General features: G+C 38.0%; 19 protein-coding genes, 1 tRNA gene and 1 pseudogene. 3 read left to right on the top strand and 18 right to left on the bottom strand.

Going from position 1 to position 14970, the window contains the following annotated elements; all coding sequences use genetic code 11:
- Positions 1–14: 14 nt before the first annotated feature.
- From MHI04_RS10930 to MHI04_RS10910, 5 genes are all read right to left on the bottom strand, one after another.
- Positions 15–87, bottom strand: a tRNA-Arg gene (locus tag MHI04_RS10930).
- 125 nt (positions 88–212) lie between these two features.
- A complete protein-coding gene (locus tag MHI04_RS10925) occupies positions 213–677 on the bottom strand; it encodes a sigma factor-like helix-turn-helix DNA-binding protein (RefSeq protein ID WP_342535720.1) in 465 nt (154 codons plus the stop codon).
- Positions 664–2031: a DEAD/DEAH box helicase gene (locus tag MHI04_RS10920; RefSeq protein WP_342535719.1), complete on the bottom strand. Its 1368-nt coding sequence runs from the start codon at positions 2029–2031 to the stop codon at positions 664–666. The genes MHI04_RS10925 and MHI04_RS10920 overlap by 14 nt, the downstream gene beginning before the upstream one ends.
- The gene (locus MHI04_RS10915) at positions 2028–2315 is read right to left on the bottom strand and encodes a VRR-NUC domain-containing protein (RefSeq protein ID WP_342535718.1); all 288 of its coding nucleotides are present in this window, start codon (positions 2313–2315) and stop codon (positions 2028–2030) included. The genes MHI04_RS10920 and MHI04_RS10915 overlap by 4 nt, the downstream gene beginning before the upstream one ends.
- A 346-nt stretch (positions 2316–2661) precedes the next feature.
- Positions 2662–5169, bottom strand: coding sequence for a virulence-associated E family protein (locus tag MHI04_RS10910; protein ID WP_342535717.1), 2508 nt, complete (start codon positions 5167–5169; stop codon positions 2662–2664).
- Positions 5170–5259: 90 nt separating this feature from the next.
- On the opposite strand from MHI04_RS10910, the gene MHI04_RS10905 reads away from it, so the two are divergent.
- The gene (locus MHI04_RS10905) at positions 5260–6093 is read left to right on the top strand and encodes a hypothetical protein (RefSeq protein ID WP_342535716.1); all 834 of its coding nucleotides are present in this window, start codon (positions 5260–5262) and stop codon (positions 6091–6093) included.
- A 250-nt stretch (positions 6094–6343) separates the two neighbouring features.
- Here MHI04_RS10905 and MHI04_RS10900 read toward each other — a convergent pair whose 3' ends face one another.
- On the bottom strand, positions 6344–6532 hold the full coding sequence (locus MHI04_RS10900; RefSeq protein WP_342535769.1) for a hypothetical protein: 189 nt from the start codon (positions 6530–6532) through the stop codon (positions 6344–6346).
- 68 nt (positions 6533–6600) lie between these two features.
- Between MHI04_RS10900 and MHI04_RS10895 the strand changes: the two genes are divergently transcribed.
- Positions 6601–7254, top strand: a complete 654-nt coding sequence (locus MHI04_RS10895; RefSeq protein ID WP_342535715.1) for a hypothetical protein — start codon at positions 6601–6603, stop codon at positions 7252–7254.
- Between the two features lie 50 nt (positions 7255–7304).
- Here the strand turns inward: MHI04_RS10895 and MHI04_RS10890 are convergent, their stop codons facing one another.
- From MHI04_RS10890 to MHI04_RS10870, 5 genes are read right to left on the bottom strand one after another with little or no spacing between them, the layout of a single operon-like run.
- Entirely contained in the window at positions 7305–7529 is a 225-nt protein-coding gene (locus MHI04_RS10890; RefSeq protein ID WP_342535714.1) for a hypothetical protein, read from the bottom strand.
- Positions 7510–7887 (bottom strand): hypothetical protein, encoded by a 378-nt coding sequence (locus MHI04_RS10885; RefSeq protein WP_342535713.1) that lies wholly within the window; start codon positions 7885–7887, stop codon positions 7510–7512. The genes MHI04_RS10890 and MHI04_RS10885 overlap by 20 nt, the downstream gene beginning before the upstream one ends.
- Positions 7880–8251 (bottom strand): hypothetical protein, encoded by a 372-nt coding sequence (locus MHI04_RS10880; protein WP_342535712.1) that lies wholly within the window; start codon positions 8249–8251, stop codon positions 7880–7882. Before MHI04_RS10880 ends, MHI04_RS10885 begins: the two co-directional genes overlap by 8 nt.
- Positions 8252–8302: 51 nt before the next feature.
- A complete protein-coding gene (locus MHI04_RS10875; protein WP_342535711.1) occupies positions 8303–9379 on the bottom strand; it encodes a dUTP diphosphatase in 1077 nt (358 codons plus the stop codon).
- Between the two features lie 15 nt (positions 9380–9394).
- The gene (locus MHI04_RS10870) at positions 9395–9586 is read right to left on the bottom strand and encodes a hypothetical protein (protein WP_342535710.1); all 192 of its coding nucleotides are present in this window, start codon (positions 9584–9586) and stop codon (positions 9395–9397) included.
- Positions 9587–9698: 112 nt separating this feature from the next.
- Between MHI04_RS10870 and MHI04_RS10865 the strand changes: the two genes are divergently transcribed.
- Entirely contained in the window at positions 9699–10295 is a 597-nt protein-coding gene (locus MHI04_RS10865) for a hypothetical protein (RefSeq protein ID WP_342535709.1), read from the top strand.
- Between the two features lie 53 nt (positions 10296–10348).
- On the opposite strand, the pseudogene dcm reads toward MHI04_RS10865, so the two are convergent.
- From dcm to MHI04_RS10830, 7 genes and pseudogenes are all read right to left on the bottom strand, one after another.
- Positions 10349–11096, bottom strand: a pseudogene (dcm, locus tag MHI04_RS10860) (DNA (cytosine-5-)-methyltransferase).
- Complete coding sequence (locus MHI04_RS10855; RefSeq protein WP_342535708.1) at positions 11089–11340, bottom strand: IDEAL domain-containing protein; 252 nt, start codon at positions 11338–11340, stop codon at positions 11089–11091. The pseudogene dcm and the gene MHI04_RS10855 overlap by 8 nt, the downstream one beginning before the upstream one ends.
- Positions 11341–11353: 13 nt before the next feature.
- Positions 11354–13357, bottom strand: a complete 2004-nt coding sequence (locus MHI04_RS10850) for a DNA polymerase (RefSeq protein ID WP_342535707.1) — start codon at positions 13355–13357, stop codon at positions 11354–11356.
- Positions 13354–13716 carry a hypothetical protein gene (locus MHI04_RS10845; RefSeq protein WP_342535706.1) on the bottom strand — a complete coding sequence of 121 codons (363 nt, stop codon included), beginning with the start codon at positions 13714–13716 and terminating at the stop codon, positions 13354–13356. The genes MHI04_RS10850 and MHI04_RS10845 overlap by 4 nt, the downstream gene beginning before the upstream one ends.
- Positions 13706–14143 carry a hypothetical protein gene (locus tag MHI04_RS10840; protein ID WP_342535705.1) on the bottom strand — a complete coding sequence of 146 codons (438 nt, stop codon included), beginning with the start codon at positions 14141–14143 and terminating at the stop codon, positions 13706–13708. Before MHI04_RS10840 ends, MHI04_RS10845 begins: the two co-directional genes overlap by 11 nt.
- Positions 14124–14399, bottom strand: a complete 276-nt coding sequence (locus tag MHI04_RS10835; RefSeq protein WP_342535704.1) for a hypothetical protein — start codon at positions 14397–14399, stop codon at positions 14124–14126. Before MHI04_RS10835 ends, MHI04_RS10840 begins: the two co-directional genes overlap by 20 nt.
- A complete protein-coding gene (locus MHI04_RS10830) occupies positions 14383–14901 on the bottom strand; it encodes a hypothetical protein (protein WP_342535703.1) in 519 nt (172 codons plus the stop codon). The genes MHI04_RS10835 and MHI04_RS10830 overlap by 17 nt, the downstream gene beginning before the upstream one ends.
- Between the last annotated feature and the right edge of the window lie 69 nt (positions 14902–14970).

Below are 14970 nucleotides of genomic sequence, written 5' to 3'. Positions count from 1 at the left end.
GGATTTTTTATGTACCTCCCTAGTAGGATTCGAACCCACAATTAACCGACTAGAATTCGGTTGCCTTATCCGTTTGGCTATAGGGAGAAAATTAAAAACCACCCACGCTAATTGCGTGAATGGCTTGTCAGGGCTTTCCTCATTTTTGACGATACTTTACCCCTTCACTAATAAGGGTACTTTGTACGAAGTTTGTACGGGTACATATGTTGCTAAATAACATTCTTAGTCATTTCCTTTATCTTTGAACGTGCAATGTCAATGTGTTCCTGGACTGTACGTTTCTTGATTCCCAGCTCATCTGCAATTTCTTGCATACTTCTAAGGTGCGCTGTATGAAGCAGAAAACAGTTCAATTGTCTTTCCGTCAACGTCATTAGAATTTGCATGACAGCCTTCTTGCGTTCATTGCTAATCTCTTTTGTTGGCTCCACTTGAAGACTTGGGAAAAGGTCCATATTGATAAGGGAACGTCTTGCATAAGCATTCTTTTGCTTAATGGCTCGGCCTGTAAAGTTAGGTCGCTCGCCTAGCTTCATCCATTCAATGGCATAGTCCATGTCCGCAATCATCTCGTTTACAATCTTTAACTCATTTGGATCTGTAATTTTTGGCTTCATTCGCTCAAGGGCTTTTTTGCCACGCTTGTACTCCATGATTAAATCAATCAATGCCAAGCACCTCGCTCATGCGTGCTTTCACAGCTTCCATCAAGGCTTCTTGTTGTTGCTCTTTACCTTGCAGAACGCTCATGACACGCTCGTCTATGCTGTCTTTTAACACAAGATGATGTACGACTACAGTCTCTTTTTGTCCTTGGCGGTGAAGCCTTGCATTGGCTTGCATATACAGTTCTAAGCTCCAATTCAACCCATACCAAACGATTGTATGGCCGCCATCTTGCATGTTTAAACCATGTCCTGCACTTGCCGGATGTGCTAGAAGGATTTCAATTTCACCGTTGTTCCACTTTTCAATCGTACTGGAATCTTCTAATTCCCTAGCTTGCTTGAATTTCTTTTTGATCCGTTCCACATCATGCTTGTAATTATAAAACACCAAAATGGGCTTTCCTTGCGAAGCCTCTACAATTTCCTCTAAGGCATCTAATTTCACGCTATGAATGATTTGTACACCATCTTTATCGTTGTAGGCTGCACCACTAGAAAGCTGTAAAAGCTTATTACTTAATACAGCTGCAGTTGTGGCTACGATGTCACCATCAGAGAATTCTAGTAATGAATCCTTTTCAAGTTTGTCATACAACTCTCGCTCTTTTGGAGAAAGCTTTAACTCAACAATGTTCATGACTGGTTCATGAAGGTCTTTTAAGTAATCCTTTGCTTTCATGGAAAGACAGATATCATCAATCTTGCTGTAGATTTGTTGTTCTGCACCTTCTTGCAGCTCAATGTGATACACACGATAAGGATCCTGCTTAAAATATTTGCTTTTGTATTTTGTAAAAGTCTTTTCAAGCCGTTCACCCATGTCAATCAAGTAAATCTGGGACCACAAGTCAATTAAACTATTAGGTGCTGGTGTTCCAGTTAATCCTACAACTCTTTTCGTTCTAGTTCTTACCTTTCGTAAGGCTCGGAATCGCTTAGAACTTGGATTTTTAAAACTTGATAACTCATCAATGACAATCATGTCAAAGGGCCATGTCTTACCGTTTTCGTAGTAAGATACAAGCCATTCCACATTTTCGCGATTGATCACATAGATATCTGCCTGTTTTTGAAGGGCTTTTCGTCTTTGCTGTTCTGTACCAAGAACCTTGCTTATTTTCAAATGTCTTAGGTGTTCCCATTTTGCAACTTCACGTGACCAAGTATCTTCTGCAACACGTTTTGGCGCAATTACTAACACCTTCTCAACATCAAAGTAATCATTTTTTAATTCATCAACAGCTGTAAGTGTTGATACAGTTTTCCCCAAGCCCATATCTAGTAATAATGCATAAGCTGGGTTTTCAATAATCTTCTCAATTGCAACCTTCTGGTATGCATGGGGTATAAACTTTGTCATAGTTCTTCCCTCAATTCTGCAATCAGTTTATCAACCTCTGGTTTCGTTGTCAAAACATACGTTCGGCATTGAAGGCTTTTTAAAACGGTCTGCATTCGCACTTGAAGTGCTGACAGCCGTCCTTTGTTTCCATTCTTCAATTCTGCGAAGATGACCTCTCCTCCTGGTAAGATTAAAAGTCGATCTGGTACTCCTTTATTTCCCGGGCTTACAAATTTAAGACATAGCCCTCCGAATTTTTCAATTTCAAGTTTCAAATAGTTTTCAATTTGCGATTCTCTCATGTCTAATTTTTACCTCCAAGTTAAATGGTAAACAAGGGCAACAATCTCACATACGCGTATAGAGTACTATTGATTTAGGCGTATTAGGTATAATTTATATATGTTATATATACCTAATATATAAAATACATCTCAATAGATATTAATTGTTTACTTTGTTTACCTTTATATATAAAAGCAGTAACCGCAAGGGTTTAGGCTATCGAGAAACGGCAACAAACACTGTTTACCCTTGTTGCCTTTGTTTACCCACTTTAACGATTTAAAGCGTTCTACTTTGTTGTCGTTTTCCTACTTTGTTGCCGTTATTTATAGACTTTGTTTACCCTGTATTTTGGTAAAACTGTTACTTTTCAACACGTACAAATGCTCGCTGTGTGCCGTATTCTGCACCAAATTTCAAAGTAGATTTGTGAGGTTTCCAACCCGGTAAAGTTGCCAAGATTGAATTTATTTCCCGAGATTCATGCATTGGAAACGACCCTCTATCCTTCCCTAAACACTCGCACCAAATTTCTAATGCACACACTTTTTCACGTAAACGAACACCTGATTTTTGCGCTGCAAGGGCTTCATTTTCTTCTAAAAGCTCCTCTTCTTCATCAGTGAGATCATCGGAAAAATCATGATCTCTCATAGCTAACTTGCGGTCATTTATCGATTTTTTATACCAATCTGCTGTAATTGGTTTCTCTAAAAAGCTAAGAATCTGTCCTGCATACGTCGATTCAACTGTATGGGCTAACTGCATATTAAGTGCCTCGGCCGCCATCGCCTCATCCAAGTATAAAGGCGAACCACTTTTATACAGATGCACTGCCTCAGCCCAAATCTGGTCAATCTCTTGACGTCCTTTCTCGCTATCAAGATCTTTCCATTTTCGTTTACTATTCGGTTGCACTTCTACAGGTAAAAACCGGCGGTTACCTGTGCGATCTCGTAAAAATTCATGCTCATTTGTTGTACCAATAAAGATGCATTGACGTGGAAATTCTTCAGGTCGTTTTCCATATGCAACCCTGTATCGATCCACTTGCTTCGATAAGAATTGTTTAATTGTTTCAACTTCACTTTTCTTCGTTGCAGCCAGCTCGCCCATCTCCATAATCCATACACCATGCAAGCTTTCATACGCTTCTTTTCCGTGGATGGAAGTTAAGCTATCACTGAACCATTTACCCCCAAGCATGTTAAACAGCATGGATTTTCCAAGCCCTTGTGGTCCCACCAGTGTTAACATAAAGTCATATTTGCAACCTGGTTCAAAGATGCGTGCAACTGCTGCAACCAATGTCATGCGCGTAACAGTACGTACATACTCCGTATCAGCAGCACCCAAAAAGTCAATCAGCAACGTATCAACACGGTTTACTCCGTCCCACTCTAAAGCCCCTAAGTAATCGCGCACAGGATGGAACGTATTCGCACGTTGCACCCCACCTAATGCATCCGCAATCTTAGAGTTGCCAGTGATGGACCACACCATATCTAAATAGTTGCGTAGATCCTCATCATCACCGTTTGTCCAACCAATTGATTTTTCTCTCTTACGCCAAGGCAAGTCTCTTAGAATTTCTGGTTGTCTACTAAACTCGTTGAAGGCAAAGCATCCTTTTAAATGCGGATCATTCTCCAAAATCAACTTGAGGTTTTTGGCTGTGACTTCAAGCTCACCAGCTTTATTAATATCGAATTTTGCCTTCCACAGCCCATCATCCTGAATCTTTTCTTCGCTGTCGAGTTCTGCATCATCCTCAAGGTCAAAGTCCTCTGCCGCGCTTTTAATACGTTCATCCGCGAGCATCATTTTCACTTTATCAAGTGTACGGACTTTATCGTTCATCGCTTTTGCTGAAGGTAATCGATTAACTGGCGTACCTTCTTTTGCATCCTCATCTAAATCATTAAATAGATGCAACCGTACCAAATCAAAAGCGTTCACCAGCTGTTCACTTACAGGATCCGTACCGTGATGGGAATAGGCAAAAACATCATCATAGAGTACTAGCCCACCTGTTGTGGAGCCTCCGTTGAATGTGTAACGACCATCACCGGCTTCGGAGTACACATCTGATAAAAACGTTTCAATAGCTTCAGTAATGGAGTACGTACGACAGAACGCACCAACCATGCCTGGTTTCGTTAATGGGTCACCTTGCTTGTCAGCCATCTTTTTTCGGCTTTCTCGTTGACGAGAAGACTCCGGCCATTCAGCTGGATCACGCCAATCGTTGTACATCTTTAATATCTCAGCCGGATCCAACCAAGCTGCATCCTGGTAATCGAAAACATACTCACCATCGCTAGCAGTAGACGGCCAATACATTAAACGGTGTGGCTGATAGGTCGTATCATCGAAGTAATCAATACCAAAAATATCAGCTAGCTTTTTCGCAACGGCTACATATTCCTCTGCTGATACTGGACGAGATAACGGAATAATCAAGCGTATACGTGGCTTTTTAGACGTATGCTTATGGGTACTGTAAATGGCACAGGCGTTATCAAAGAACGCTGTCACCCCATCCCAGAAGTCACCCTGGATGAAGTCGGCATCTAAGGTAATCAGTTGACGCCAAGCTACGCTATCAGCCTTTCTTCGACCACCTTTTAAGCTCCCTCCCACAAAGCCCCCTACGTCTTTAATGGACCCTTGCTCGTCCTTTGAGAGCTTCATATACTCTGCAAGAGATTCTTTTGTACGTACAGTTGTAGAAAGCTTTTTAAGGAAGTCACTGTACGACATTTCTGTGTTCTTCCAAGCTGTTGACTTACGTGATGTTGCTGTTGCAATCGTCAGCATGCCATCATGCTGTATTGCAATCACTTTGGGTTTATCTGCTGACTGCTGCATGTGATTCAATCCTTTCTGAAAAATATTAGTGTCTTATTTGGAAACAATTAGTATAATATAACTAATTATTGTAAGGATGGTGGCCTATATATGGAAATAAGTACTTTCGAAGATTTATATTTAAAACTTTCACTCTACAAACCTATTCAATTAAACGAAGAAAAGGATGAAGACGTAGTTAAGCTATTTTCTTATTGTGATAATTTACAGTTTGATTGCTATTGCCCTGAGTGTTCAAAAGAGTCTACTTTTCTTATGGTTAAAAATGAATACTATATACAGCCATCAATTGGTTCAGCAATGAGGACTGAATCAACAACTTTCCTTTTTGATAGGTTATATAGATTTGGTATCCCTAAAACTCAAATATTCAGTTGCCAAAGAAATCAAAATCATATTTTCACGTATAACTTTTATTTTAAAGATAAGCAGTTAATAAAAACTGGGCAGTATCCTTCAATGGCAGATATTGAAATCCCAAGTATCCAAAAGTATAAGAATTTACTTAAGAGAGATTATAGTGACTTTTCAAAGGCAATAGGACTACATTCACACGGTGTAGGTGCTGGATCGTTTGTTTACCTAAGACGTATATTTGAAAATCTCATTGAAGAAATTCACCAAGAGTATTTACAATCTGATCATTGGGACGACGATTTGTATCAACGCTCAAGAATGGATGATAAGATAAAACTCCTTCAAGACAAACTTCCTGAAGTTCTAGTAGAGAATAGAGCCATCTACGGGATTATGAGCAAAGGGATTCATGAATTAAGTGAAGATGAATGTTTGGCCTTATTCCCTGATGTTAAGCTCGGAATTGAATTAATTCTCGATGAAAAACTTTATGAGCAAGAAAAACAGTCAAAAAGAAAATCATTTAGTAGTTTTGTATCTACTACAGTCGCTGAATTAAAGTCATAATTCCTATCTTTCTGTAAAAATAGTATTGATTTACCAACAAAAAGTAATATAATTAAGTTGTAATATCATTTTATTTTAAGGGGGTTGAGCTTCGGCTTAAATCCTACCCTCTTTAAAGGGTGAAACCCATGGAGATTAACTTAACTAGAGTGGATGGTTCATCCTACTCGATAAAGTTATCCCCAGCAATAGTATTTATACTGTTGTACTTACTGTTCGGTCTTTAGACCGTTCAGTTTTTTTTATTTTTTTAATTCTTCTTTACCTCTTTGTGAATGTCACTTAGAGCATGAAACGTATTTTGTTTAGCAGCTGTCATTAGTTCAAAAACTTGATGTGGTGTGTACCCTTCATCTTCAACTAGCCTCGCCATACCAGCTACAATCATTTGTAATCCTATGCTTGAATCTAAATTCAGCTTAAATTCTTGAGTGTTCATCATTTCTTAACCTCCTAGTTGAATGGAAAATTCATTTAAAACTTACAGGAAAAAAGGAGCTTTATTTTGTGTTAAGTATTTTTTATTGGGCATTAATCAGTATTCTTACTTTATTTACAGTTACAAAAATTAGAAATCAAAAAACTCGTAAAGATAAGGTTAACGAAGGAGACTTTATACTAAACGCTCTTATAAAAGTACTAAAAATAATAGAGGGCATAATAGTTTCAATGGTTTTTATTTTAATGAAAATACTCCTGCCAATATTAGTGAGTATTTTTCTTTACATAGTTATATTTATATCTTCAGGCTGCATGATTGTAGTTATTATTAAATTATTCAATCTTAAAGATATTAAAATTCCAATTGAAGCATTCGGATATGCAACGATTACTCTTACATCAATCGTTTATGCCCACGTGAACAGATTTAAAATACTATATATGAATTTATTAAAAGGAATAAAAATGTTTTATAGCATTCCATTTGCAGATTATGCATTTGAAGATGAAGCATCAAAAATCTCGAAAGACCTTTTAAGACAACACGTGTATATCTTATTAGCAATTTTGTACTTCGGGTTTAACTTTCTAAATTTTTTAGCCATAATCGATAAAGATCATTTTTCATCTATAACCGAATCGCTACTTACATTTGTCATCCTGGACACTATTATTGTTATAAATCGAGACTTTAAGAAAAAAAATAATAGTTCCAGTTAAATACGAAGAGCAAAATTAATAGAGATAAAAATAGCTCCGAAAGACAGTTTTCAGCCATTAAGCTCATCTCCCTTCCAATCCTGCAAGCTCGTACGGCTATACATTTGTGTATATTTAAAGGCTGTACGAGCTGATAATGCTTCAGCTTTCCAGTAAGAAGATTGTTTTGCTAAATGCTCATTTACTACTTCCAAAGCATCAATGTACTCTTGCTCGTACACCATATCCCCATTCTCATGACGTTCGATTATAGCTTCAGCTTGTTTCAAGTCCACTAGCTTCACTCTCCTCTAAAGACTTTTTCAAAGCCATCAGGTACACCATACTATCTGCATGTTCTTCTAGAGCATGTTGGCACCATTCAACTGGTGTGAGATTATCTGCACGTACTGAATCACCATACTTGCGGATACCTTTATTTGTTTGGATTACAAACAGCTGCTGAATATCTGCTAAAATGCTATTTGACTGTTGAGCTTCATAAGCAGCAAGTTTCGCTTCGAGTTGTACAATCAAATGTGTTTGAGACTGAATAAGTTCTCGAAAATAGTCATTATTGTATTGTTCTTCATCTCCTGTTGGTGTCTTTATTTCTAGTTTTTTCTTCAACCACGCTTTCAATTGGTCAAGCATTCATTTCACCATCCATAGTCATTTTCAATATAAGCTCGTATTGATCGTCACTAACAACCAATCTCACATTATCTTTAAAGCGTTGTAGAAACAGATTAGAACGCTTTTCATTTTCCCTTTGACGTTCTTGCTTCATCAGCCTTTGAAGCTCCGATATACGTACATTTTTATGTTTTAGTTCATTACGAACTTCAGCACGTAGCTTTTCGCGGCGCTTAAATTCTTCATAAGACTCGATGCCTTCATTACCGTAGCCCTTGTAAGAACGAGTACGGTAATGTGTTAATTCAACATCCATCTGTACAAGTTTTTCTCGAAGCCGTTTAACATCTAATAGCAAGTTGTCGTATTCCTTCTGGTACATGGCTTCAACTCCTTTTTATCAACCGGCGGTTTACAAAGATATCAATGAAACCTAATAATCATTGTTTTGTCTATCGATGTTCTCCTGGTGCTTTTTCAAATAAGCTGCCTCTACTTCTGTCCATGTGAAACCAAGCATTTCAACTAGGCCAACATACAAGTTAAAAGTTTCCTCATAAGTGAACTTACTCTCTGCATCTTTATCAATAGCTACCGACTGAATAAGCGCCTTATACTGACCTGTAATAGATTGGTTTGTCATTGCTTTAACAGCTGCAATCTGCCAACCAAGTGCAATCCCACGTGCTAAGATTAAATGTAGGACATCAACAGTTTCTTCGAGTAGCTTTTCACGATCAACGTTTTTGTTTAGCTTCCAATACTTGAATCCTTGCCACTCATTAGCTGATTCAGCCAACTCTACTAAAATGGAAAGCTGTTGTTCATCCAGGTAATCGTGAATGGAAATACCATGTTTCCTGGCAATAAAGTTTTCAAGCTCAGCTTGTTTAGCGTATAAGGATTGTAGACGGTTACCCCATAACTGTTCATTTAGTGAAGCATTTTCAGTTTTTAAAGATTCAATAAATGACATAGCATCTTTTAGGTGTACCTTAATATCATTTAGTTCTTTTTCAAGAATGGACACGCGATCATTATCAACCTTATGAGCACTAACTTCTTTTTCGCGAAGTGCTGGAGTATCCTCCTCCTTTTTAGTAGCCGCATTCCCATAAGCACCAATAAGACCGTTTTCTTTTTTGAACTTATAGAACTTATTGCTTTCAATACCTAGCTGTTTACGAATTGCACTATCTGTTAACCCTTGTGCTTTCAATCGATGATACGTTTCAGTTGTTAACTGTTTACTCATTTTTCCACCTACAATTTTAACATTTTTAATTTGTTTTCTTGGTACTGGCTGACCTCTTAGAATTCTCATTTTGTTTAGATTTACTGTCAACTTATCGCCAAGCTTTCTAAATTCACTTAGGGTTGGACAACCTTCACAAGATTTATTGCCAGCCTTAGAACTATGAATCTCGCAACCCTTACATTTTGTTTCAGTCAGGTTTGTTACAGATCTTAATAATTGTAATCTTTCCTGTACAACTTCCTCCAGGTTCATAAAGCCACCTACTTTCTAGCTGTAATAAGCCATTTCTTCAAGCTCTATAGCTTTTAAACGATTTTTACTACGAACGATTTCAGTAGCATCATTATCTTTTAATGCTTGAGATAAACTAGCAAGCTCGTAATCTTGTTCCAGTGACAACATGTGGCGGTATTGACGTTCAATATCTACTTTGCGAATGATTTTAACAATCTGTCTCATAAACTCAGTCCTCCCATTATTGAATAATAATCTATCAAACTCTTACCTATTCTGTTAAAAACATTCAAAATATTTTATAATAAAATAATTATTACAATTAGGAGTGAACAAATTGAATATTTATTTATCTGAAACCGAGTATGCAGTAAGTAGTTTAATTGACTTAATTCGCAATGAAGAAATAGCCCTAGAAAAGCTATCATCTTCGCTTAGTTTACTAATAAAGCAACAACCATATTTATATAATGACTTTTTGAGTAAGGACTTAGATCCTGATGATAACTTTAATGAACATCACACAATGCATGCTTTTTCAAAACAAGCGGCTAATACTGTTAGCATCAAAAATACTGAAGTAGAAATAGAAAAGTTGAAGGCATCGATTTCTTCTAAGGAAGAATCAATAAAGGCATTATCAGGCGCTCTTTTACAAATAGCTAAACAAGGTATTAGTATTGTTCATGGTAAGTTAGATCCGTGTCCCGATGGTAGATACATTAATAATGAGCCCATTAAAAACATTATTTGGCAGGCTAGAAATCAATCATTACACTATGAAGAAGGCTCCCATAGAGCTGCAGTAACAAATTGTTTTGCAAATTTAGGTATAACACTAAATGGCGATAACTTAGCTAAAGAAATAATAGATTTACTAGGTTGGACTACATATCAAAATTACAAAACTGATCTTATATCCCTTTTAGGTTGATAAAATTTCAATACTCCATCCTTACAAGGTGGAGTTTTCTATTATTAAAGTATTTAATATTCAAACTTAACGATTGCATCAAAGATCGGATAAATTTGTTGCGGAACAACAGCATTTCCTAAAGCTATTAATCTACTTTTGTCCAATTCTCTGGAAAACCCATCATCCACTCCACAAATGCCGGGTTTGGGTACTGACCAATGTAGCTCGGAAACTTTTCTCCAATACTCCCAGGTAAGACTTTGCCATGCTTGCCACTGGCTTCTGAAGGTGCTAATGGCCGAATCTTTTTGTACGCTTGACTGGCTGCAGGTGTTCCTAGCAATGATAAAGACACGGTCTCTTTGATGTGGCGCTCCAACGGCTTGAGCCGGTAATACAATACATTCGACTTCGTAGTTTTCAGATTCCAAATCGTTGATAACATCTGATAGTCCGTTGTTAACGTGTCCAAATACGTTTTCTCCAACAAACCAATCAGCTTCGACTTCTTTAATGACTCTGAACACTTCATCCCATAAAATATCTTTCGTCTTCTTCCCCTTGTTGATCTCCTGCGAGTGAATATGGTTGGCATGGGTATCCTGCGGAAACAATTCTAATAGAGTCAACATCTATACCTCTTTCCATTAATGATTGTCTAGTTATTGTTTTTATATCTGAAAATAATGGTGTATTTGGCCAATGCTTTTTAAGAACCTTTTGGCAAAATTCTTCTATATCACAATGAGCAACCGTTTTTATTCCAGCCCATTCAGCAGCTAAAGAAATTCCTCCAATACCTGAACAAAGATCAAGCATGTTCCATCCCAAAATCATTACCTACCTTTGCTAACAGCTCTTTTAACTGACCAGATAAAGCTAGGAATTTATAACGGTCACCAGCATCAATTGCCATATCGATTGCAAATTTTAGATTAGCAATTTTAGCATTTAGCACTGCCCTGTTCATTTCAACTTTTGTTGCATCAAAACTAATTCGGTTATATGCATTAACTAAATCTGTCACCTTGTAGTTACTACTGATTTGTACATCCATAGCCATAATGATTTCCCTCCTAATCTTTTTTATAAAATGGTGTTTCAAAACCGTCAGCTTCTAACGGTAACCCTTCAGCCCAGCTGATTGGTTGTCCCATAATCTCTTCTATAGTCACTATCGTATCTACCTCTGACTCCATAACAGCCTCATCGTGAATGTGCATGACAATTAGATATCCTTCTTTGTCCAGGCGTAACATGGACATTGCTAAGCAGTCTCTGGCAATCGCTTGAACCGCGTTCTCGGTAAGTTTCCCACCGTATGTGGACTGCTCACACCAAGCTTTTGTAGTACCATCAACACCCCAAAATACAATCTCCTGTTTACCTTCAAACTTTTGATGATCTCGTAATTTAGCATTGTAGTAGCAAAGTCTACGACCACTCGGTAATTGCATCATTAGTGACCCGTGATGCATGAAGAATTTCATACCCTTATTGAATGTAATGACTTCAGTTGGATTCTCGATAGCACGCATAGCAGCAGCTTCAATATCCCACCAAAGCTTTTTGATTTTAGGATTGGCCTTACGCCAGGCATCAACCAGTGGCTTCAACTCTGATTGAGGTATGCCCATATCAAGTGCACCCATTGAGATAAGTGCATTTTCTCCACCTTGGTATCCTAGCGCTAGCTCAGCCACTTTACCTTTTTGACGTAGAGGAGAACCTTTATCTATTGTTTCTATTGGAACACTAAACATTTGTGCTGCCGAAGCCTCATAAATCTTACCGTGTGTATTAAACACTTCTAAGCGCCATTTCTCACCAGCTAGCCATGCAATCACACGAGCTTCAATAGCAGAGAAGTCACTTACTGCAAAAATCTTACCTTTTCTTGGCACAAAGGCTGTTCGAATAAGTTGTGATAGAACAAAAGGTACCTGGTCATATAATAAGTCGAGAGTCTCTAAGTCAGAATTTTCAACTATTTCCCGAGCAATATGAAGATCAGCTATTTTGTTCTGCGGTAGATTCTGTACCTGTACTAAACGCCCAGCCCACCTGCCAGTACGACTAGCACCGTAAAACTGTAGTAAACCTCTTACTCGACCATCAGCACATACAGCTGCTTTCATCGTGACAAACTTAGCAGTGCTTGTTTTTGATAACTCTTGTCTAATTTCAAGCATGGTGCGTATGTCACCATCTGTTTTATCGATGTGCTTTTTCACAGTATCTTTTGTAAGGTTCGGTAGCTCCAAGCCTTGTTCTTTGAACCAAGCTTGTAATTTACTAGGGCTGTTCGGGTTCTCAAGTCCTGTTATCTCCTGTCCAACTTTCATTAATGTAGACTTGTAGGCCTCATCTATTGCCAGGGCTCCATCTACTACATTCATATCCAGTAGGACACCACGGTCATTAATCGCTTGGTCCAAGTGATACAGTGCCATCTCAAAACGGTCAGATTTACTTCCAAGGTTAAGATACTTGTCCACTGCATTTCCGACAGCTTTTTCTGTTTCTACGTCTTGTCGACAATAATCAACAAAAGCATTCCACTTTTCTAAATCATCTTCAGGCATATTCCTCGTTCGCTTGTCCTTTTTAGTCGGCTTACGAGGTTTAGAGAAGAAATTAATCAGATGTGTACCCGCACTGTCTTTTTGTTCATCTAGCTCCAAAGCAAGAGCAGCACTTTTTAAAGTTGCTGGTAGCCCTGCCTTCATGGCATCGACCATTGTACAGCGCCACTGTTTAGGATCTAAGAATCCGAGTTCTGTAAAACTTTTGAACATCTCAATAGGTTCATAGTTTCGTTTAAGATAAGAACTTAATGCGATACGTTCGAATTGTGCATTGAAGGCTTTCTTTAACACCTTTGGATTATCTAAAGCTTCAATTATTTCAGGTGGAATAGTTTCACCTCTTGCAAGCTCAACTGTAATTGTTGGTTGCCCATCAACTGAATAAGCGAAGATGAGTATTTCAAAGTCAGGTGCTTCACAATATTTGTAGACACCAACTTTTTTAATGTCGTAACTTGAATAGGTTTCAATATCGATATTGAGTGTTTTCATTCACAATCACCTAATGCTTGTCGTGCAATTTCTCCACCATCTCCATCAATTGGATAGCACTCTGTTTTTTCGCCTCCTATATAAGCTGTTACAGGCTCATAAGTTACTGGATCTGCATAAAACTCAAGTGCTTCTCGTAATCGTTGATTTTCTCCCTCTACTTTCAACAACCTTTCAATGTCAATTTCGTAAAACACTTCTCGATTGAATTTTGTAGCACCTGTGATTTTTACAAATGGCTCTAATAATTTGCTATTCAGAGTGGCTACCCATTGCTTTGCATAAGCTAATTGCTTATCTGGTTTTAAGTAGTTATAAAAATTTGATTGTCTTCTTGATTGATGAAAACTACCCTTCATTTAATTCACCTGCCAATGCTAGACGCGCGATTTCAATAACCTCTGTTTCGAATTTTGCAAGATCAAAGGTGTTATAATCTAAAATCTCAGTTAGTGCTTGGCGTAGGCGCTTATTTTCTTCAACTAACCCTTTTGCCTGATTGGATACCACTGCTGCACCTTTTAACACTTCACGTAACCTCTCAACCTCTGCAACAAGAGCTGGCACATCTTCTCGAGAGTGAGTTACAAACTTTGCATCTTCGATACCCATCAAGCAAGCTGGAAGATCGTAGTTTTCATCTACACTAGCTGCATTAAATCGCCCTTCATATCGAGATTCTTCAACTAGCCACGGTCCAGGTGTAGCCTTCGCCACACGTTCTTTAATGGTATTCAAGTATTCTTGACTCATCCCATTCAATTGTTTATTGTTTACTCTTTCCATAAAACCCCTCCTCTACAGCTTTCCAGAAGTCCTCCACACTAGCCCATAACCTAAACTCATACTTGCTACTTTTATGCTTGCTTGTCATTGTATTGGTATGAAAACGACGTTCGTGTAAGTGATTCAATGGCCTAGCATAGATGCCGCCTTTTTCAATTCGAGTAATAATGTGTTCAGTAATGTAAGGCTTGGATTGTTCTACAGTGTTTCGGACTGACACCCAGACACGTTGATTGACTTCAAACTTTGGTTTCATTTTTGGCACCTTCTTTCGCTTCTACAGCAGCAAGGTAAGCTTTTACATATTCGGATTCAGTAATTTCTTCTAAGTAATCCAAAGCCCCAAATCTAAATTCAGCATCAGATTTGATGTACATAGTATCTAGCCCATTTAAGCGCTCAAGTGTTTCACCTTGGCGTCTCATAATGCCAAAAGAAAAGTTAACTAATCTTTCAGGTTCTATCGCTTTTAGATTAGCTTCCTCAATAAGCTTGTCGTAAAATCCAATGATCTGTTTTCCTAGCTTGCTATTTTTCTTTGGCGTACCTTTTTGAGTGAATGCTTTTAGTTGTTCTCCCTTAAGAACATCTACATCATGATAGTAATATTCAGTGGAAATGCTGTATTGGTCACACTCAGGTAAATCGAATTCATTACGAACAGCTTGAGTAATCTCTAATAACTTCTTTTCAGCTTCACGTGCAGCAAGAATGGCTTTGTAATACTTGCTGTCTGGCTTAACTCTATAGAACTTCATTAGCTCAACTCCTTTATGGATTTAAAGGGTTCTTCCTTCCCTTCGTTACACCTAAAAGTTTGTATTTCT

The sequence above is a fragment of the Lysinibacillus sp. FSL K6-1151 genome, from assembly GCF_038630755.1.
Classification (GTDB): Bacteria; Bacillota; Bacilli; order Bacillales_A; family Planococcaceae; genus Lysinibacillus; species Lysinibacillus fusiformis_D.
The sequence above is the reverse complement of the archived record's forward strand: the minus strand, read 5'-3'. Positions and strand labels throughout refer to the sequence as shown.